The organism is Streptomyces sp. CB01580 (assembly GCF_001905795.1).
Lineage (GTDB): Bacteria > Actinomycetota > Actinomycetes > Streptomycetales > Streptomycetaceae > Streptomyces.
In genome coordinates this window covers 237,439-258,192 of the sequence record NZ_LIXJ01000007.1, presented here as the reverse complement: position 1 = coordinate 258,192, position 20,754 = coordinate 237,439, and the positions used below count along the sequence as shown (strand labels likewise).

The following is a 20,754-nucleotide window of genomic DNA, read 5'->3' as shown; positions in this document are numbered from 1 at the left end:
GGTCCCTTCCGTACGCCTCCGTACGCGGGCCGGGGCGTCTTGAAACCTCGTCCCCGTGCACACATCCGGGTGATGGCGGTCGCTATGTGCCCAAGCGGGTGATGCCCGCCGCCCGGTAGGCCTCTGCCTCGTCCAGGGTCTCGTTCGCCAGCAGGGCCTCGGCCAGCGCGTCCAGTCGGTCCCGGTTCTCGCGCAGCAGCCCGCACGCCGCCTCGTAGCACTCGTCGACGATGCGCCGCATCTCGCCGTCCACGGCGTCCAGCGTCGCGGGGGCGGCCGACAGTCCGTATGCCTGCTGGGCGTCGCCCGGGATGGCCGTCAGTCTGCCGACCCTGGGGCTCATGCCCCAGCGGCCGACCATGCCCCGGGCCAGTTGGGTGACCTGCTCCAGGTCGCTCTCGGCGCCGGTGGTGACGACTCCGAAGACGACCTGTTCGGCGGCCATCCCGCCGAGCGCGCCGATGATCCGGCCGCGCAGGTACTCCTCCGTGTACGCGTACTTGTCGGCCTCCGGTGTGGAGAGGGTGACGCCCAGGGCCCGGCCGCGCGGCACGATGGTGACCTTGCGGACCGGGTCCGCCCCCGGCTGGACCATGCCGAGCAGGGCGTGGCCGCTCTCGTGGTAGGCGGTCCTGCGGCGTTCCTCGTCGGACATGACCAGCGAGCGTTCGGCACCGAGCTGGATCTTCTCCAGGGCGTCCGAGAGGTCGGAACGGTTCACCTCGGCCTGCCCGCGCCTGACGGCGAGCAGCGCGGCCTCGTTGGCCAGATTGGCGAGATCGGCGCCGGTCATGCCGGGGGTCGTGGTGGCCACCTGGCCCAGGTCCACGTTGTCGGCGAGCGGGATCCGGCGGGTGTGGATCTCCAGGATCGCCTCCCTGCCGTTCCGGTCGGGCGGGCTGACCTGGACGATCCGGTCGAAGCGGCCGGGCCGGGTCAGGGCGGGGTCGAGGACGTCCGCGCGGTTGGTGGCGGCGAGGACGACGACGCCCTCGGAGCCGGAGAAGCCGTCCATCTCGGTGAGGATCTGGTTCAGTGTCTGCTCGCGCTCGTCGTGGCCGCCCATGCCGGCGCCGCCTCCCCGGGCCCGTCCGATGGTGTCGATCTCGTCGATGAAGACGATCGCCGGGGCGACCTTGCGCGCCTCCTCGAACAGTTCCCGGACCCGGCTCGCGCCGACGCCGACGATCATCTCGATGAACTCGGAGGCCGATGCCGAGAAGAACGGCACCCCCGCCTCGCCCGCGACGGCCCGGGCGAGCAGGGTCTTGCCGGTGCCGGGCGGTCCGACGAGAAGCACGCCCCCGGGCATGCGGGCGCCCATGCTCCGGTACGCCTGCGGATTCTTCAGGAAGTCCACGACGTCGTCGAGTTCGCCCTCGACCTCGTCGATCCCGGCCACGTCCTTGAAGGTGGTTCGCTTGTCGGCCTCCAGCTCGACGGGCTTGGGCGGGGCCTTGCGGCCGAGGCCGCCGAGCCCGCCGCCCATGCCCCGGGTCATCCGCCGGGCGACGAACACCCAGAGCAGCACGAGCAGCAGCATCGGGGCCAGCGAGATCAGCAGGTTCGCGAGGAAGCTCCGCTGGTGCACGACCGGCTCGGCCGTGACCGTGACATCGCTCTTGACCAGTTCGGCCCAGAGGTTGTCGTCCGCGAAGGCGGGGCGCTGGGTGACGAACCTGGTGTACTTGTGGTCGGTCCCCGGGGCCTTCGCCTCCTTCTTGAGCTGCCCCTCGATGGCATCGCCCTTGGAGTAGATCTTGGCCACGTTCCCCGAGGTGACCTGCTTGCTGAACTCCGTGTAGGAGATCGACCGTTCCCCGGCGCCGTTGAAGAAGGACAGCACCAGGTTGGCGAGCAGGTAGACGGCGAGCGCGGTCAGCAGCAGTCCGCCCCAGCCTCCCGGCATCTTCCGGCCCTGCGGCGGGGGCGGCGGGGCGCCCTCGGAACGCCACGGCTGGTCGGTGCGATCGCGCGGAGGTACGGGACTGGTCACGCATGCTCCTCTTCCGGCAGCCGTTAGACGTGACATTAGATGAAAAATCGGATCATGGCTCCTCGTGAGTCCGTCCGGTCGGCCCGAGGGGGAAGCGTCACGGAAGAACACCACGGAGAACGCCGCGCGGCACGCCGGCCACAGGAAGGCGTCCGTAGGCGACGGCCGGAAGAAGGCGGCCGCAGCGGACTTCGGAGCACATGCGCGAGGGGCGCCCGCCGTCCTCGGGTTCCAGGAGTCGTTCGCTGGAAACCGGGGTCGGCGGGCGCCCCTCGCATACGGGCCGTCAAACGGCCCGCGTCCACGGTCGGCGGTGCGGTCAGCCCATGAACTTCTTGAACTCGTCCGGCAGCTCGAAGCTCTTGTCGCCCTGGGCCGGAAGGCCGGGCGCACCGCCCTGCGCGGCCTGGGCACGACGGGCGGCGGCGGCCTGCTCCTCGGCCTTGCGCTTCATCGGGTTGCCGCTCTTGCGCTTGCCCTTGGCCTGCTTGACCTGCTTCTTCTGACGGCCGGGGCCACCACCCATGCCGGGCATCCCCGGCATACCGGGCATCCCGCCGCCCTGCGCCATCTTCGACATCATCTTGCGCGCGTCGAAGAACCGCTCCACCAGGTTCTTCACCGCGCTGACCTCGACGCCGGAACCCTTGGCGATGCGCGCCCGGCGCGAGCCGTTGATGATCGTCGGCTCGGCCCGCTCCTTCGGGGTCATCGACTTGATGATCGCGGCGGTGCGGTCCACGTCGCGCTCGTCGATGTTGTTGATCTGGTCCTTCATCTGACCCATGCCGGGCAGCATCCCGAGCAGCTTGGAGATGGAGCCCATCTTCCTGACCTGCTCCATCTGGGCCAGGAAGTCGTCGAGCGTGAAGTCCTGCCCCTTCTTGGACGCCAGCTTGGAGGCCATCTTGGCGGCCTCTTCCTGGCTGAAGGTCTTCTCCGCCTGCTCGATCAGGGTGAGCAGGTCGCCCATGTCGAGGATGCGGGACGCCATGCGGTCGGGGTGGAAGGCGTCGAAGTCGTCGAGCTTCTCACCGTTCGACGCGAACATGACCTGCTTGCCCGTGACATGGGCGATCGACAGGGCCGCACCACCGCGGGCGTCGCCGTCGAGCTTGGAGAGCACCACGCCGTCGAAGCCGACGCCGTCGCGGAACGCCTCGGCGGTGTTGACCGCGTCCTGACCGATCATCGCGTCGACGACGAAGAGGATCTCGTCGGGGCTGACGGCGTCGCGGATGTCCGCGGCCTGCTGCATCAGCTCCTGGTCGATGCCGAGACGGCCTGCGGTGTCGACGATCACGACGTCGTACTGCTTGGACCGGGCGTGCTCGATCGAGTCCTTGGCGACCTGGACCGGGTCGCCGACGCCGTTGCCCGGCTCGGGGGCATACACCGCGACACCGGCGCGGTCGGCGACGACGCTGAGCTGGTTGACGGCGTTGGGGCGCTGGAGGTCACAGGCGACGAGCAGCGGGGAGTGGCCCTGGCCCTTGAGCCAGCGGCCGAGCTTTCCGGCCAGGGTGGTCTTACCGGCACCCTGGAGACCCGCGAGCATGATCACGGTCGGCGGGTTCTTGGCGAACCGCAGCCGTCGGGTCTCGCCACCGAGGATGGAGACGAGCTCCTCGTTGACGATCTTGACGACCTGCTGGGCCGGGTTCAGCGCCTGGGAGACCTCGGCGCCGCGCGCCCGCTCCTTGACGTTGGCGATGAAGGCCCGGACGACGGGGAGGGCGACATCCGCTTCGAGCAGGGCGATACGGATCTCGCGTGCCGTGGCGTCGATGTCCGCCTCGGACAAGCGGCCCTTGCCCCGGAGGTTCTTGAAAGTCGCGCTAAGACGGTCGGAGAGAGTATCGAACACGGCGCTCGTCGGTCCTCGGGGTCGGGGGCATAGCAGATCGCTCTCTAGAGTATCCGGCTCGGGCAAGCGGCAGCCCTTGCCCGCCCTCTCCGGCCGACGAGGGCCGCAGCGCGGCCGGGGCGGGGAGCGGTGTCCGTCCCGGCAGGGAGCGAGATGTCCGCCCCGGCAGGGAGCGGGATGTCCGCACCGGGCGCGCACACGGTGGACGCTGGAACGTCCTGCGGCCGACGGGGAGCATGGCCATCGGCATCCGCCTGATGTCCACCCGGACGAGCACGCCGTCCACGCGGGCGAGCGCGCTCCTTCACGCCTCACCGCAAGGCGTCCTCCAGAGCCTTCGCGAGGGTCGCCGCCTCCTCGTCCGCCAGCACCGAGCCGTCCTCCCGTGTGACGTAGACCGTGTCCACCGCGTTCGCCCCCAGTGTCGACACACGCGCGCCGCGCACCCGCACCGCGTTTCCCTCGAGCGCGCGGCCGATCCGGTGCAGTAGCCCGGGGGCGTCCTGTGCCCGCACCTCGATCACCGTCGCCAGCCGTGAGGCGACCTGCGCGACCGTCACCCTGGGCGGCGGGGCCTGCACCCCGCGCCGCCTCGGCCGGGCCGCCTCGCGTTCGGCCAGACGGGCGCCGAGGTCCAGGCCGCCGTCCAGGGCCCGTACGAGGTCGGCGCGGAGCCGGGCGGCCTGCGGCAGGGAGCCGTACTCGGCCGCGACCCGCCAGCGCAGCAGGAGCAGGCGCGGGCCGCCGGGTGCGCCGAGGGCGGCCTCGGCGCACCCGGCGGGGAGTTCCAGGGTGCGCAGGTCGGCGGCGCGCACGGTGAGCCGGTGCAGAGCGAGGACACCCGCGGTGGCGGGAAGCACGCCGGGGCGGTCGGGCAGGACGACGAGGAGTTCGGCACCGACCGGTTCCGGTGTGCCGTCCGGATCCGGTACGTGGCCCCGAGCCGGATCGACGTCCGGATGCGGTGTGCCGTCCCGAACCGGTTCGCCCTCCCGGGCCGGGGTCCCTGTCCGGGCGTGCAGGGCGAGAACCGGCCCGCCGGTGCGCAGGGTCTCGACGGCGAGCCGTTCCTCCTCGGCGTCGGGCCCGGCGGGTTCCGGTTCCTCGGGCTCCCGGCCGGCGAGCACGGCGGCGACGCGCCCGACGAGGTCGTCGACGAGCCAGGCACGCCAGGCGGACCAGGCGGCGGGGCCGGTGGCGAGGGCGTCCGCCTCCGTGAGGGCGTGCAGGAGCTCCAGGGTGGACGGGGTGGATACGGCCTCGGCGACGGAGCGGACGGTGGCGGGGTCGTCGAGGTCCCGCCGGGTCGCGGTCTCGACGAGCAGCAGGTGATGGCGTACGAGGGTGGCGATCACGCCCACGTCGTGACGGTCGAATCCGACCCGGGCCGCCGTGTCGCGGGCGATGACCTCACCGGTGACCGAATGGTCGCCCGGCCGGCCCTTGCCGATGTCGTGCAGGAGCGCGGCGACGAGCAGGAGGTCGGGCCGCCCGACGCGGCGGGTGAGCGAGGAGGCCCGGACCGCCGTCTCCACGAGGTGGCGGTCGACGGTCCAGGTGTGGACGGGGTTGCGCTGGGGGCGGCAGCGGACGCGTTCCCAGTCCGGGAGCAGTCGGCCGATCAGCCCCTCGGCTTCGAGCGCCTCCCAGACGGGGACGGCGGCCTCGCCCGCGCCGAGGAGGATGACGAGTTCCTCGCGGGCCTCAGCCGGCCAGGGCACCGGGAGCGGGCGGACGGTGGCGGCGAGGCGGTGTACGGCGTGCCGGGAGAGCACGAGCCCGGAACGGGCCGCCGCGGCGGCGGCGCGCAACGGCAGCACCGGGTCGCGTTCGGGGCGGGCGGTACGGGCGAGGACGACCTCGCCCTCGGCCTCGACCACGCCGTCGGCGAGCGGGGTGCGCTCGGTCCCCGCGGGCCTGCCGCCGCCGAGGAGGGCACGCGGCCGGGTGCGGGTGGAGCGGGCGCGCAGGACGCGGTCGACCTCGCGCCAGGTGGTGTCCGCCGCGTACGAGACCGTGCCGGCGGCCTCGTACACCTGCCGGAGCAGGGCGTCGGCGTCGAGGAGTCCGAGGGCGGCGGCGACCTGGTCCTGTTCCTGGAGGACGAGACGGTCGGTGGCGCGGCCGGTGGCGAGGTGCAGTGCGTCCCTGGTGTCGAGGAGGACGCGGCGGGCCCCGGCGAGGCCCTCGCGCGGGGCGTCGGCGATCCACGAGGCGGCCACGGCCCGCAGGGCGGTCAGGTCGCGCAGTCCGCCGCGCGACTCCTTGAGGTCGGGTTCGAGGAGGAAGCGCAGCTCGCCGTGGCGTTCGGCCCGTGCGCGGCAGAGTTCGGCGAGGGCGGGGAGCCGCCCGGGAGCCTGGTCGCGCCAGTCGGCGAGGACCGCGGTGCGCAGGGCGGCGACGAGGCCCGGGTCCCCGGCGACCGGCCGGGCGTCCAGCAGTCCGAGCTGGACCCTGAGGTCCTCGCCGGCCGTCCGGCGGGCTTCCGCGGGCGTGCGTACGGAGTGGTCGAGCGCGATGCCGAGGTCCCAGACGGGGTACCAGAGGTGGTCGGCGAAGGCGGCGACGGCTCGGGCCTCGGCCCTGCCGTCGTGCAGGAGCAGCAGATCGAGGTCGCTGCGCGGGGAGAGTTCGCCGCGTCCGTAGCCGCCGACCGCGACGAGGGCGGCGCCCCCGACGCCGGTCCGCCCGGCGGCGGTGGTGAACAGCGCGGTGAGCCAGTCGTCGGTGAGCGACGCGAGGGCGGTGCGACGCCGCGGCCCGGACCGCTCCGCCGCCCGGAGGAGGCGCAGCCGGGCCGCCGCGTAGCCGCCGTGCCCCGAGGCCGTGGATCCGGTGGTCGCATCGGTGGTCGCACCGGCGTTCACGTCGGGGGTCGCTTCGGTGCTCGTCATCCGGGTGCCTTTCGTTTCGGGGCCCCGGGGAGGCCGTGCGGGCCGCCCCGGGGTCCGGGCCGGTCCCGGGCGGCGTCGCGCCCGGTCCTCGGCCGGCCGGGACGCGCCCCAGCACGCGCCCGGTCGGAGATGGTCCGCTCAGAGCGCGTCCGGGCCGCGTTCGCCCGTCCGGACCCGGACGGCGGTGTCGACCGGCACGCTCCAGACCTTGCCGTCGCCGATCTTGCCGGTCCGGGCGGCCTTCACCACGACGTCGATGAGCTGTTCGGCGTCCTCGTCCTCGATCAGGACCTCGATGCGGATCTTGGGGACGAGGTCGACGGTGTACTCGGCGCCCCGGTAGACCTCGGTGTGGCCGCGCTGCCGTCCGTACCCACTGGCCTCCGTGACCGTGAGTCCCTGGACGCCGAAGGCATGCAGGGCCTCCTTGATCTCGTCGAGCCGGTGCGGTTTCACGACCGCCGTGATGAGCTTCATGCGTCCACCTTCCTGGTGTGCCGTACCGCCGTGGAGCCGGATCCCGGGGCCGTGGCTGCGGCGAGCGGCGACGTTCCGCCGCCCGCTCCACCGAAGTCGTACGCGGTCTCGGCGTGTTCGGCCCGGTCGATACCGGAGATCTCGTCGTCCTCGCCGACCCGCATCCCGATCGTCCGGTCCAGGAGGAAGGCCAGGGCCGCGGAGACGACCAGGGAGTACGCGAGGACGGAGAAGACCCCGACGGCCTGCTTGCCGAGCTGTTCGAGGCCACCGCCGTAGAAGAGGCCCTTGGCGTGGGACTGGACGCCGCCGGTGGCGAAGAGACCGACGAGGAGGGAGCCGACGACACCGCCGACGAGGTGGACACCCACGACGTCCAGGGAGTCGTCGTAGCCGAACCGGTACTTCAGTCCGACGGCCGTGGCACACAGCACCCCGGCGACGGCCCCGACCGCGAGGGCACCGAGCGGACTGACGGCGCCGCCGGACGGTGTGATGGCGACGAGGCCCGCGACCGCGCCGGAGGCCGCGCCGAGCGTGGTGAAGGAGCCGTGGCGGAGCTTCTCGTAGGCGAGCCAGGAGAGCATCGCGGCGGCGGCGGCGACCTGGGTGTTGACGAACATGACCGCGGCGACGCCGTCGTCGTTGCCCAGCCACGATCCGGCGTTGAAACCGAACCAGCCGAACCAGAGCAGTCCGGCGCCGAGCATCACCAGCGGCAGGCTGTGCGGCCGCATCGGGTCCTTCGCGAAGCCGACGCGCCTGCCGATGACGAGGACGACGCCGAGGGCGGCGGCGCCCGCGTCGATGTGGACGGCCGTGCCGCCCGCGAAGTCGATGACGCCCATCTCGTAGAGCCAGCCCCCCGAGCCCCAGACCCAGTGGGCCACGGGGAAGTACACGACGGAGGCCCACAGCGTGATGAACAGGGCCCAGGAGGTGAACTTCACCCGGTCGGCGAGGGCGCCGCTGATCAGTGCCGGGGTGATGACGGCGAACATCAGCTGGAAGACGGCGAAGACGTACACGGGGATGGTGCGGCCGTCCCAGAGCTGGTTCGGGCCGATCCCGCTCAGACCCACGTAGTCCGAGGCCCAGCCGACGACCGAACCGACGTCGTTGCCGAAGGCGACGCTGAACCCGTAGAGCACCCACAGGACGGTGACGATCCCGAGGCTGATGAAGCTCATCATCAGCATGTTGAGGGTGCTCTTGACCCGGACCATTCCGCCGTAGAAGAAGGCCAGGGCCGGGGTCATGAGCATCACCAGGGCCGAGCAGACGAGCATGAACCCGGTGTTGGCGGCAGACAGGCTCGGGGGGTCTGCGGCGAGCGTCGTGATGCCTGGGGGCATCGGCGCCTCCTCGTCGTCGGAGCGGCCGCGGCGGGACGAACGGGCCGTGTGCGCAACCGCTGGAAAGGCCCCGTGCGGGACCGCCGGGAAGGGCAGGTGCGGACCGCGGGGAAGGGCGCGGGCCGTCGTGCACCACGAGACTCGCGCGGCGCGGTTTCCGGCGATGCCGCACGGTGTTTCACGACGGTGACGAACGAGTCCGGTGTGTTAAGTCCCCATGAACCGACGATGGCGCCCGCGCCCCGGGTACGTGCGACGCCCGGCGCCGCACACGGGCCGCACCGGCGCCCGCGAGCAGGGCCCGGCCGGGCCCGTTCCGTGTCCCGTCGGGCTCACGCACCGGCTTCGCGCGCCGGCCTCCCGTGCGCGCGCTTCGCGTCGGCTCCCGCACCGGGGGCGGGAACGCGAACCGGCCACGCCGGCCACCCCGCGACTTGGCGATTGGGGGAGCCGAAGTCGATGTGTGCGGGGCGGCCGTCGTGGCCGGTGTCCGGGGCGCCGCCCGTCAAACCGCCTCGGCGGTTTCGGGCAGCTGCTCGGTGAGGAGGTCGGTCAGCCTGGCGACCTCGGGGATGTCCCCGAAGTCCCTGGCCGCGGTGTCGACGGTCTTGCGGAGCCGGGTGTTGACGCGTTCGGAACGGATCTTCCTGGCGATCCGGAGCGCCTTCTCGGCGAGCGTCGTGGACTCCTCGGGCTCGCGTTTGAGCAGATGGACGGTGGCGAGACCGATCAGGTTGAGCGCGTAGGACCGCTGATGCTCGTCGTCCTCGCTGAACAACTGGACCGCCTTGCGCATGCGCGGTTCGGCGAGCCCGGCGTACGTGGGCCTGCGGCCCGCGATGTAGGCGAGGTCGCGGAACGAGTGGGAGTTCTCGCCGTTGAGCTCGGCCTCCGAGAAGAAGCGGATCCAGTCGGGTTCGGGCTCGCCGTCGATCCCGACGTCGAGGAACGTGTCCTCGGCCATCCGGACGGCCCGCTTGCACTTGGCCGCCTGGCCCATGTTGGCGTACGCGCGGGCCTCCATCGCGTACAGCATGGCCTGGGTGCGCGGGGTGGCGCAGTCGCGGCTGCCGTACTGGGCGAGGTGGATCAGTTCGAGGGCGTCGTCGGGCCGTCCGAGGTGGATCATCTGTCGGCTCATGCTGGACAGAACATACGAACCGAGCGGTTTGTCCCCGGCCTCTTTCGACGCGTGCAGCGCCAGAACGAAGTACTTCTGGGCCGTGGGCTGGAGACCGACGTCGTAGCTCATCCAGCCCGCCAGCTCGGCCAGCTCGGCCGCGCAGCGGAAGAGACGCTTGGCGGTGGCCTCCGGCTGGGGCTCCTGCAGGAGGTCGGTGACCTCGTGGAGCTGGCCGACGACGGCCTTGCGGCGCAGACCGCCACCACACTGCGCATCCCACTGGCGGAACATCGCCGTGGTCGACTCCAGCAGGTCGAGCTCGGGCCCCGAGAGCTTGGAGGGACGACGGGCCGCCGCGGCCGGCTCGGGCTCCGCGGGTCCGGAGGCCGCCACGGGCACCAGCCAGCGCTGCATGGGTTCGACGAGGGCGGGTCCGGCGGCGAGGGTGAGCGAGGACCCGAGGAATCCGCGCCGCGCGAGCATCAGATCGCTGCGGGAGAACTCGCTGAGCAGGGCGACGGTCTGCGGTCCGGCCCAGGGCAGATCGACCCCGGACACGGAGGGCGACTGGTGTGCGGAGCGCAGTCCGAGATCCTCGACCGCCACGACCGAGCCGAAACGCTCCGAGAACAGCTCGGACAGAATGCGCGGGATGGGCTCGCGCGGCTGCTCGCCGTCGAGCCAGCGCCGCACCCGGGAGGTGTCGGTGCTGATGTGATGCGCGCCCATTTGCCGCGCCCGCCGATTGACCTGCCGCGCCAGCTCGCCCTTCGACCAGCCGCTGCGCACGAACCACGAGCTCAATTGCCCGTTGGGGCGCTTACCGGCATTCGTATCGCCTGCGCCGCTGCCACTCACTGGAACGCCCCCATCCCGCTGAAACCGTCGCGATCCCGACGAACGCTGTCGCGCGAACCGCTATCAGAATGCCCTGATCCGATGACGCCCATACGGAGATTGCGCGCGATCGAACAGGGAATCGGGTTGCCTCCGGCATACCCATGCGCACACATACTTCCATGGTTCGTGTACCGACGGTAATCCTACGATCACCACCTCGGCGAGGGTGTCCACGGAAACGCCACCATTCGCCACCCCTTCGGATGAACGCGAACGCCACGGGGCGCGATTCACTTGACACACGGTCGATCAATTGCGGTTGCAGCGACGCACGAAAGGGGCGCACGGCTCACGCCGCGCCACCGCGTGCGCACCGGCGCATCACGGATCGCGACGACGACGGGATGTCATGCCGTCATTCCGCGTCGTAACCACCGGCGAGTCGGACCCGTTGGAGGGGGCATGGGCTTCACGATCGGCGGCATCCGCGAGATGCGCACCGGCTCACGACGCCGCGGCCGTACGGCCGAGAGCACGGCGGTGGCCGAGTACACAGCACTGTGGGGCTGGGCCGTGGCACCCGGAGCGCGCGTCGTGGACGGCCGCTGCTCGTGCGGGAAGGACCGGTGCCCCTCCCCCGGCGCCCATCCCCTCGACTTCGCGCCCGAGATCCCGCCGGGCACCTCGCTCGACGCGGCGGTGGAGGCGTGGGCCCGGGTGCCGGGCGCCTCGCTGCTGCTGCCCGTGGGGCGTGGTTTCGACGTGCTGGACGTCGCGGAGGCCGCCGGGCGCCGGGCCCTGGCGCGCATGGAACGGATGGGGCTGCCGCTCGGCCCGGTCGTGCTGACGCCGTCGGGGCGGGCGCGGTTCTTCGTCGCCCCGGGCGCCGCCGCCGAGCTCCCGCGTCTGCTCTACCGGATGGGCTGGGACGACGCGGGGCTGGACCTCCGGGCGCTGGGCCCGGGCCACCACATCACGGCCCCGCCGTCCGACGAGGGTGGTCTCGGCCCCGCCCGGTGGCTGCGCCCGCCGGTGCTGGACACGGCCGCCGCGCCGCCCCCGGCCCGGCTGCTGCTGGGCACGCTGGCGTACAGCTGCCATCGCGCACCCCTGCGCGGCTGACGTCGGCGCCCCCGCGCATTCGGGCGACTCGCGCGCATTCGGGCGTCCCCACGCAAGGGGGTCCGACACCCGAAAGGATTCGGCACGAGATCGGACCCGGGAGAGCATCCGGCACGAAGAAGCCCGACCGCCGGCGTTCCGGCGGTCGGGCTTCTTCGCGAACCAGGACGGTGCGGGCGTCAGTCCCCGATCAGGGCGTCCACGAACGCCTCCGGCTCGAACGGCGCCAGGTCGTCCGGTCCCTCGCCGAGGCCGACCAGCTTCACCGGTACGCCCAGCTCGCGCTGCACGGCGACGACGATGCCGCCCTTCGCGGTGCCGTCCAGCTTCGTCAGCACGATGCCGGTGATGTCGACGACCTCGGCGAACACCCGGGCCTGCACCAGGCCGTTCTGCCCGGTCGTCGCGTCGAGGACGAGCAGGATCTCGTCGAGCGGCCCGTGCTTCTCCACGACCCGCTTGACCTTGCCGAGCTCGTCCATGAGGCCGGTCTTGGTGTGCAGCCGCCCGGCGGTGTCGATGAGGACGACATCGGCGCCCTCGGCGATGCCCTCCTTCACCGCGTCGAAGGCGATCGACGCCGGGTCGCCGCCCTCGGGGCCCCGGACGGTACGGGCGCCGACGCGCTCGCCCCAGGTCTGGAGCTGGTCCGCGGCGGCGGCGCGGAAGGTGTCGGCCGCGCCGAGCACGACGCTGCGGCCGTCGGCGACGAGCACCCGGGCCAGCTTGCCGGTGGTGGTGGTCTTGCCGGTGCCGTTGACGCCGACGACCATCACCACACCGGGGGTGTCCAGGCCGCTCTCGGTCTTGACCGCGCGGTCGGCGTCGGTGCCGATCAGCGTGAGAAGCTCCTCACGCAGCAGGGCGCGCAGCCCTTCGGGGGTACGGGTGCCGAGGACGCGGACGCGCTCGCGGAGCCGTTCCACCAGCTCCTGGGTGGGGGCGACGCCGACGTCCGCGGTGAGGAGGGTGTCCTCGACCTCCTCCCAGGTCTCCTCGTCGAGGTTGTCCCGGGACAGGAGCGTGAGCAGCCCCTTGCCGAGGGAGTTCTGCGAGCGGGCGAGCCGGGCGCGCAGCCGGACGAGCCGGCCGGCGGTGGGCTCGGGTACTTCGAGTGCGGGGACGGCGAGCGCCTCCGGCCCGACCTCCTCGACGGCCTCCGCGGCGGGCGCCTCGGCCGTGGGGGGAGCGACCTCCTCGATGGTGCGGCGCGGTTCCTCGCGCGGCGTCTCGGCTTCCTCGCCGACTTGGGGCTCGGCGGGAGGAGTGATGGTCGGCGTGCTCGGCGGCGCCGGGGGCAGCTGCTTCTTCTTGCGGCCGCTGACCACGAGCCCGCTGATCACGCCGACCGCGACCAGGGCGATGACTACAGCAAGGATGACGAATTCCATAACCCGTCCAGTATCAGCCACACCCGGCCGTGCGGGCCGCCCCGAGGAGCGGGCCGCGCGAGGCGCCACGGAGAATCACCCGCACCCCCACATGGCCGTTATGCGCTTTTTCATGGCATCTGCGGCAAAGATTACGATCCCGTTCGTGGAGACCCGCGGCCTGGAGCCCGTCCCCGACAGCGAACGCACCGGCCGGGTCCGGGCCCTCTTCCCCACCCGGGTCGGCGCGAACCCGACCGTGCTGTCGCTCACCATCGGCGCCGGACTCGTCGTCTTCGGCGGGCCGAACCTCGGGCAGGCGCTCACCGTCGCGCTCGCGACTCCGGCCATCGGCTTCGGACCGGTCGGACCGATCTCCCTGGCGGGCCGAAGCGGCGGGGCCCCGGGCATGGCACTCTCGCGCGCCGCCTTCGGGCCGCGCGGCAATCCGCTGCCCGGCGCGCCGATCCGGATCGCCCGCCGGGCCTGGGAGAAGGTGAACGCGGTCACCGGCACCTACACCGTGCTGCGTCTGCTGTTCGGCATCGCGAGCGACGACGAACCGGTCCTGGTGACCCTGGTCTGCTTCGCGAGGAGCAGCTTCCCGGTGTCGGGGGTGGGCGTGCGCACGCTCCGGGTGTGCTGCACCTGGGCGACCTGCCCGCGACGGGCTTCATGGACGCGTTCGCCTCCTTCCTGTCCCCGCTCGCGGTGACGTTCGCGGCGTGGATCGGGGTCCTCGGCGCGGACCCGTTGCGGGGCGCGCGTACGACCCGGCGGCGCTCCTGGACACCGGCCCGGGCGGCGGCTCCTGGTGCACCGGCGGATTCTCCGTAGCGGCGGTGGCCGCGTGGGCCGCGGGGCCGGCGGCGGGACTGCTCCCGACCGGCATGGAGTGGCCCTCCGGCCCGCTCGCCGGCACCTGGGCCGGGCGGCACGGGCTGGGGCGGGTGGCCATGATCGCCGTCTCCGGGGCGCTGTACGCGGCCCTGCCGCTGCCCGTCGCCGGGCGCGCGGGCGGACGGCGGGGCGACGCACCCCTACACTTCTGACGATACGTCAGATAGTGTCCTGCCTCGCCGAGTCCGACCGACGAAGAGGACACGCGTCATGGCCTTCACAGTGGTCCGGTTCAATCTCGTCGATCCCGCCGCAGGCCCCGAGTCGCTCTCGGCCCGCTACCGCGCCTCGCTGGAGATGGCCGCGTACGCCGACGAGCACGGGATCGACACCGTGCAGACCGAGGAGCACCACGGCGCCGAGAACTCCTGGCTGCCCTCCCCCTTCGTCTTCGCCGGGGCGGTCCTCGGCTCCACCCGCCGGATCGCCGTCACCGTCTCGGCGATCATCGGACCGTTGCACGACCCGCTGCGGCTGGCCGAGGACATCGCGGTCCTGGACCTGCTGAGCGCGGGCCGCCTGATCACGGTGGCGGGGATCGGATACCGGCCGCAGGAGTACGAACGGGCGGGCGTCGAGTGGACGAACCGCGGCAGGCTCCAGGACGAGCTGCTGGAGACCCTGGTGCGGGCGTGGACCGGGGAGCCGTTCCCGTACCGCGGCCGTACGGTCCGGGTCACGCCGCGCCCGTACACCCGGCCGCACCCTCCCTTGCTGGTGGGCGGCAGTTCGCGGGCGGCGGCGCGGCGTGCGGCGCGGTTCGGTCTCCCGTTCTTCCCGAGCGCGCATCTGCCGGAGCTGGAGGCGTACTACCACGAGCGCCGGGCGGAGCTCGGGACGGACGGGTTCTGCATGATGCCGTCGGCCGAGACACCCCTGCTGCACGTGTCCGAGGACCCGGACCGGACGTGGGCGGAGCACGGCGAGCACTTCCTGCACGAGGCGCGCACGTACGCCTCCTGGCAGTCCGCGGGCATCCGTTCCGCCGTGCGCTCGGCGGCGGGCACGGTGGGCGCGCTGCGGGACGAGGGCGTCTACCGGGTCGTCACCCCGCGGGAGTGCGCCGCTCTGGCCGGGAAGCTCGACAGTCTGGTGCTGCATCCGCTGTGCGGCGGGATGCCCCTCGACGAGGGGTGGCGCAGCCTGCGGCTGTTCTGCGAGGCGGTCGCGTCGCGCTGATCCGGCGCGCGGGCGGTCCGCGCCCGGGGCGGGGCGCGGCGGAACGGGCACGGGTCAGCCCATCTCCTCCAGCGCCTTGCCCTTGGTCTCCCGCACGAACCTGAGCACGAACGGGATGGAGAGCGTGGCGAAGCACGCGTAGATGATGTACGTGCCCGAGAGGTTCCAGTCGGACAGGCTCGGGAAGCTCGCGGTGATCAGCCAGTTGGCCATCCACTGCGCGGAGGCGGCGACCCCGAGCGCCGCCGCGCGGATCCGGTTCGGGAACATCTCGCCGAGGAAGACCCAGACGACGACGCCCCACGACAGGGCGAAGAAGAGCACGAACACATGGGCCGCGACGAGCGCCACGACGCCCTGGGTGTGCGGCAGCTTCCCGCCGACGAGCGGGGCGGAGAAGGCCCATGCCTCAAAAGCGAGGGCGACGGCCATGCCGGTGGAGCCGACCAGCGCGAGCGGCTTGCGCCCCACCCGGTCCACCAGCGTCATCGCGATGACGGTACCGATGATGTTGATGATCGACGTGGTGAACGAGTAGAGGAACGACTCGCTCGGGTCGATGCCGACGGACTGCCACAGCGTCGCCGAGTAGTAGAACGCCACGTTGATGCCGACGAGTTGCTGGAAGACCGACAGACCGATGCCGATCCAGACGATCGGCAGGAAGCCGAGGCGCCCGCCGAGCAGGTCCTTGAACGTGGACCTGTGCTCCCGGTGCATGGCGGTCTCGATATCGGCCACCCGCGCGTCGAGGTCGACGCCCTTGCCCTCGACCTCCTCCAGGATCTTCCGGGCCCGGTCCTTGCGGCCGATCGAGATCAGGAACCGGGGCGATTCCGGGATCGCCAGCGACAGCAGCCCGTACAGGGCGGCGGGGACGACCATCACACCGAGCATCCACTGCCACGCCTCCAGACCGCCGATCCGGCCGCGCTGATCCCCTCCGGCGAATTGCAGGATGCCGTAGTTGACCAGCTGCGAGATGGCGATGCCGACGACGATCGCCGCCTGCTGGAAGGAGCCGAGGCGGCCCCGGTAGGCGGGCGGCGAGACCTCTGCGATGTATGCGGGGCCGATCACGGACGCCATGCCGATGGCGAAGCCTCCGATGATCCTCCACATGGCCAGGTCCCAGAGCGCGAACGGGAGCGCGGAACCGACGGCGCTGATGGTGAAGAGCACGGCGGCGATCTGCATGCAGCGGATCCGGCCGATGCGGTCGGCGATGCGTCCCGCCGTGGCCGCGCCCAGCGCACAGCCGATCAGGGCGATGGCGATGACCTGGGCGAGTGTCGCCGAGCCGATGGCGTACCGGCTGCGGATCGCCTCCACGGCACCGTTGATGACCGAACTGTCGTAGCCGAAGAGGAAGCCGCCCATGGCGGCGGCGGCCGTGATGAAGACGACATGGCCGAGGTGATCCGGTTGGGCGGCACGGGCTCCGGACGCCGGTCCCTGCGCGGTGTCGGTCACATGAACTCCTGATGCCTGGACGCGCGTCGTCAGGTGCGGGCGACGAGCCGTGCGGGAAGCGTGCTCCCCACAGGGGACACACCCCAGTGGGGCACAACTTTCCGGCTGCCACCACTTGAAGGGGTGGAGCGGACCTGCGGCCGTCGCGTTCGGCTCCCGAAGACGTCGTCGCCGCATCGGCACCCGCCCGTTCAGGACAACGCGCGAGAGGGGTCGGAGTGTCGAAGACCGACAAACCCTGGCGGGGCTCAGCGCAGCCGCTGGCTGATGACCTTGGAGACCCCGTCCCCCTGCATCGAGACGCCGTACAGCGCGTCGGCGACCTCCATCGTCCGCTTCTGATGCGTGATCACGATCAGCTGCGAGCTCTCCTGGAGCTCCTCCATGATCCGGATCAGCCGCTGCAGATTGGTGTCGTCGAGGGCCGCCTCGACCTCGTCCATCACATAGAACGGGCTGGGCCGGGCCTTGAAGATCGAGACCAGCAGGGCCACCGCCGTCAGCGAGCGCTCCCCGCCGGACAGCAGCGAGAGGCGCTTGACCTTCTTGCCCGGCGGCCGGGCCTCGACATCCACCCCGGTCGCGAGCATGTTGTCCGGGTCGGTCAGGACGAGCCGCCCCTCACCGCCCGGGAACAGCCGCGAGAACACGCCCTCGAACTCCCGGGCCGTGTCCCGGTACGCCTCCGTGAACACCTGCTCGACCCGCTCGTCGACCTCCTTGATGACCTGCACCAGATGAGCTCGGGTCTTCTTCAGGTCTTCGAGCTGCTCGGAGAGGAACTTGTGCCGCTCCTCCAGGGCCGAGAACTCCTCCAGGGCGAGGGGATTCACCTTTCCGAGTTGCTGATACGCCCGTTCGGCCGCCTTCAGCCGCTTCTCCTGCTCGGCCCTGACGAACGGCCTCGGCCGGTTGCGCGGGTGTCCGGGATCGTCCGGCACCTCCTCGCCCACCGCTGCGGGCGAGGGGGGTACGGGCTGGTCGGGGCCGTACTCGGCGACCAGGGCGGCCGGCTCGACGCCCAGCTCCTCCAGCGCCCTCGCCTCCAGCTGCTCCATCCGCAGCCGCTTCTCGGCGCCGAGCACCTCCCCCCGGTGGACCGAGTCGGTGAGCTTGTCCAGCTCGTCCTTGAGCGCGCGGTCCCGGTCGCGCTCGGCCGTCAGCTCGCGCTCGCGCTCCGCCTTCGCTTCCTCGGCCGCGGAACGCTCACGCTCGGCCCGTACGACGGACACCTCGACGTGGGCGAGCAGCTGACGCGCCCCGGACGCGACGGCGGAGGCCACGTGGGCCTCGTGCCGCCGCCGGGCGCGGCGCCGCTCGGCACGGGCCCGGGCCTCGCGTTCGGCGCGGGCCGCCCGGTCGAGGGAGTCCGCGCGGCCCGCGAGCCCCTTGACCCGTTCCTCGTGGGTACGGACCTGGAGGCGGGCCTCCATCTCGGTCTGGCGGGCGTTGGCCCCGTCGGCGGCGAGCCGGTCGCGCACGGAGGTGTCCGGCTCCTCCTCGATGGGCGTCTCCTGGGCGACGAGCAGCCGTTCGGCCAGCTCCTCGGCCTCCTCCGTCGCCCGGTCGAGGGATTCCTGGGCACGCGCGGCGGACGCGGTCGTGCGCTCGGCCTCACCCGCCGCGCCACGCGCCTGCCCGGCGAGCCGTCCCAGCCGCTGGGCCACCCCGGACTTCTCCCGTTCGGTGGCCCGGCGCCGTTCCCCCAGCTCCTCGACCTGTCGGGCGCACGCCTCGCGCCGCTCCCCCGCGAGCCGCTGGACCTCGGCCAACTCCGCACACCGCAGGGCCAGTTCCTCCATCTGGGCGGCGGCCTCGTCGACCGACGCCTGCACCTCGAGGAGGCTGGGCGCCCCGGCGGAACCGCCATGCGCGAAGTGGGCCGAGAGGATGTCGCCCTCGGCGGTCACGGCGGTCAGTCCGGGATGCTCGGCGACGAGGTCCTCGGCGTCCTCCAGCGTGCCGACCACCACGGTGTCCCGCACCAGTCCGCGTACGGCGTCCACCAGTTCGACGGGGCCGCGGACCAGGTCGGCCACGGCCGGCGGCCCGACCGATCCCGCGCCGGCCCCCTCGGCCGGTCCCGCGCCGGACTCCCCGGCCGGCCCCGCCGCCGGGCCTCCGACGGGGGCGCCCAGCAGCAGGGCCGCCCGCCCCGCGTCCTGCTTGCGCAACAGCCGGATCGCCTCCGCCGCCGTGGCCGGATCGGTCACCGCGACCGCGTCCGCCGCGGCGCCCAGGGCCGCCGCCACCGCCACCTCGTACCCGGGCTCCACGGACAGGAGCTCCGCGGCCGGCCCGAGCAGGCCGGGCAGCCGGCCCCGTGCGCCGAGCAGCGCGCCCGTGCCGTCCTTGCGGCGCAGCCCGAGGGCCAGGGCCTCATGACGTGCCGCGACGGCCGCCCGCTTCCGTTCGGCGGCGGTGGCGGCCTCCCGGGCCGCGGCGAGCGCCGCCTCCGCCTCCGCGAGTTCCCGCCGGGCGTCCTCGTACCGCTCACCGAGCTCCGCGTCGCCCTCGTCCAGGCCCTCGACCTCGACCCTGAGCTGCTCGTACTCCTCCTGAGCGGCGACCGCCCGTTCCTGGGCCTCGTCGCGTGCGGCGGCGAGCCGGTCGATCTCGGCCTGGGCCGAAGCGGCCCTGCCACGGGCTGCGTTGACCTGTCCGCCGAGCCGGGCGAGCCCTTCGCGGCGGTCGGCGATGGCCCGGGCGGCATCCTTGAGCCCGCGCTCCTCGGCGGCCAATCGCCGTTCCAGCTCGGCGCGGTGGGCGGCGGTGTCCTCCAGCGCGTGTTCCGCCGCTTCCAGGGCGGCCGTCAGTTCCGCCTCCTGCTCACGGATGCGGGTGGCCTCCCGTTCCATGTCCTCCGGATCGCGGCCGCGCCTCTCCTCCTCGACGGGCGCGGTGGCGCTCTTCACCCGGGCGTCGGCCAGCGAGATCGTGCCGCGCACCCGTTCGGCCAGCTGCGACAGCTCGTACCAGGTCCGCTGGGCCCGCTGGAGTCGCGGCGCCAGCCGCCGCACCTCGTCCTCCAGGCCCGCCTCACGCGCCAGAGCCGCCTTGAGCTCCGCCTCCGCGGCCTCCCGGCGCTCCTTGAGCGCCACCTCGTCCGCGAGCTCGCTGCGCAGCGCGGCACGCAGCGCGACCAGGTCGTCGGCGAGCAGCCGCAGCCGCGCGTCGCGCAGATCAGCCTGGATGACGGCGGCCCGCCGTGCCACGGCCGCCTGCCTGCCCAGCGGCTTCAACTGCCGTCGCAGTTCGTCGGTCAGATCCTGGACGCGGGCCAGATTGGCTCCCATCGCGTCCAGTTTCCGCAGGGCCTTCTCCTTCCGCTTACGGTGCTTGAGCACACCCGCGGCTTCCTCGATGAACGCGCGTCGCCCTGAGGGGTCGGCGTGGAGCACCGAGTCGAGCCGGCCCTGACCGACGACGACGTGCATCTCCCGGCCGATACCGGAATCCGAAAGGAGTTCCTGGATGTCCAGGAGCCGGCATGTGTCACCGTTGATCTGGTACTCGCTGCCGCCGTTGCGGAACATGATCCGAGTGATCGTCACCTCGGCGTATTCGATGGGCAGTGCGCCGTCGGAATTGTCGATGGTCAGCGAGACCTCGGCCCGCCCGAGCGGCGGCCGACCGGTGGTGCCGGCGAAGATCACGTCCTCCATCTTGCCGCCGCGCAGGGATTTGGCCCCCTGTTCCCCCATGACCCAGGAAAGCGCGTCCACCACATTGGACTTGCCCGACCCGTTCGGGCCGACGACACACGTGATACCGGGTTCGAACCGCAGCGTCGTGGCGGAGGCGAACGATTTGAAACCACGCAGGGTCAGGGCCTTGAGATGCACGCCGCCGGACTCTACCTTTCGCGGCCGGTTTCACCGATGAGGGTGCAGGGCACATCAGACGGTAAGGGAAGGGGTGTATGCCGGGGGGATCGGTCCCGTGCAGCCTCCGGCCACCACGGTGGTCCGGGCCCGGCACACGCGGGAGCCGGGGCGAGAAGCCCGGCCGGGGACACCGAAAAGGCCCGGCCGCGGGGACCGGAAACCGGGCGCGGAGAAAAAAAACCGGGCGCGGAGAAAACCGGTCACGGAGACCGGGAAGAAAGAAGGGACGCCGGGGCGCCCCTTGTGAAATCTTGCCGCGTTGTTGCGTATG

13 protein-coding genes are annotated in these 20,754 nt (G+C 72.4%); 4 read left to right on the top strand and 9 right to left on the bottom strand.

Annotated elements, in window-relative coordinates; genetic code table 11:
• Positions 1–82: 82 nt before the first annotated feature.
• From ftsH to nsdA, 6 genes are all read right to left on the bottom strand, one after another.
• Positions 83–1,996 (bottom strand): ATP-dependent zinc metalloprotease FtsH, encoded by a 1,914-nt coding sequence (gene ftsH, locus AMK22_RS13945; protein ID WP_199883210.1) that lies wholly within the window; start codon positions 1,994–1,996, stop codon positions 83–85.
• 319 nt (positions 1,997–2,315) lie between these two features.
• Positions 2,316–3,863 (bottom strand): signal recognition particle protein, encoded by a 1,548-nt coding sequence (gene ffh, locus AMK22_RS13940; RefSeq protein ID WP_073784870.1) that lies wholly within the window; start codon positions 3,861–3,863, stop codon positions 2,316–2,318.
• A gap of 311 nt (positions 3,864–4,174) precedes the next feature.
• Positions 4,175–6,757 (bottom strand): [protein-PII] uridylyltransferase, encoded by a 2,583-nt coding sequence (locus AMK22_RS13935; protein ID WP_073784868.1) that lies wholly within the window; start codon positions 6,755–6,757, stop codon positions 4,175–4,177.
• A gap of 138 nt (positions 6,758–6,895) precedes the next feature.
• Positions 6,896–7,234, bottom strand: coding sequence for a P-II family nitrogen regulator (locus tag AMK22_RS13930; protein WP_073784866.1), 339 nt, complete (start codon positions 7,232–7,234; stop codon positions 6,896–6,898).
• Positions 7,231–8,589, bottom strand: coding sequence for an ammonium transporter (locus AMK22_RS13925; RefSeq protein WP_073784864.1), 1,359 nt, complete (start codon positions 8,587–8,589; stop codon positions 7,231–7,233). Before AMK22_RS13925 ends, AMK22_RS13930 begins: the two co-directional genes overlap by 4 nt.
• A gap of 505 nt (positions 8,590–9,094) precedes the next feature.
• Positions 9,095–10,570, bottom strand: coding sequence for a transcriptional repressor NsdA (nsdA, locus tag AMK22_RS13920; RefSeq protein WP_073784862.1), 1,476 nt, complete (start codon positions 10,568–10,570; stop codon positions 9,095–9,097).
• Between the two features lie 444 nt (positions 10,571–11,014).
• On the opposite strand from nsdA, the gene AMK22_RS13915 reads away from it, so the two are divergent.
• Positions 11,015–11,674: a bifunctional DNA primase/polymerase gene (locus AMK22_RS13915; RefSeq protein WP_073784860.1), complete on the top strand. Its 660-nt coding sequence runs from the start codon at positions 11,015–11,017 to the stop codon at positions 11,672–11,674.
• A gap of 179 nt (positions 11,675–11,853) precedes the next feature.
• Here the strand turns inward: AMK22_RS13915 and ftsY are convergent, their stop codons facing one another.
• Positions 11,854–13,065, bottom strand: coding sequence for a signal recognition particle-docking protein FtsY (gene ftsY / locus AMK22_RS13910; protein ID WP_073784858.1), 1,212 nt, complete (start codon positions 13,063–13,065; stop codon positions 11,854–11,856).
• 145 nt (positions 13,066–13,210) lie between these two features.
• On the opposite strand from ftsY, the gene AMK22_RS42040 reads away from it, so the two are divergent.
• From AMK22_RS42040 to AMK22_RS13895, 3 genes are read left to right on the top strand one after another with little or no spacing between them, the layout of a single operon-like run.
• A complete protein-coding gene (locus tag AMK22_RS42040) occupies positions 13,211–13,759 on the top strand; it encodes a cytosine permease (RefSeq protein ID WP_073784857.1) in 549 nt (182 codons plus the stop codon).
• A 10-nt stretch (positions 13,760–13,769) separates the two neighbouring features.
• Positions 13,770–14,096 carry a hypothetical protein gene (locus AMK22_RS42035; RefSeq protein ID WP_073784855.1) on the top strand — a complete coding sequence of 109 codons (327 nt, stop codon included), beginning with the start codon at positions 13,770–13,772 and terminating at the stop codon, positions 14,094–14,096.
• A gap of 58 nt (positions 14,097–14,154) precedes the next feature.
• Positions 14,155–15,123, top strand: a complete 969-nt coding sequence (locus AMK22_RS13895) for an LLM class flavin-dependent oxidoreductase (RefSeq protein WP_073784854.1) — start codon at positions 14,155–14,157, stop codon at positions 15,121–15,123.
• Positions 15,124–15,177: 54 nt separating this feature from the next.
• On the opposite strand, the gene AMK22_RS13890 is transcribed toward AMK22_RS13895, so the two are convergent.
• Both AMK22_RS13890 and smc read right to left on the bottom strand, forming a co-directional pair.
• Positions 15,178–16,596: a sugar porter family MFS transporter gene (locus AMK22_RS13890; protein WP_073784852.1), complete on the bottom strand. Its 1,419-nt coding sequence runs from the start codon at positions 16,594–16,596 to the stop codon at positions 15,178–15,180.
• A gap of 248 nt (positions 16,597–16,844) precedes the next feature.
• Positions 16,845–20,441, bottom strand: coding sequence for a chromosome segregation protein SMC (gene smc / locus AMK22_RS13885; RefSeq protein ID WP_073784851.1), 3,597 nt, complete (start codon positions 20,439–20,441; stop codon positions 16,845–16,847).
• Positions 20,442–20,754: the final 313 nt, after the last annotated feature.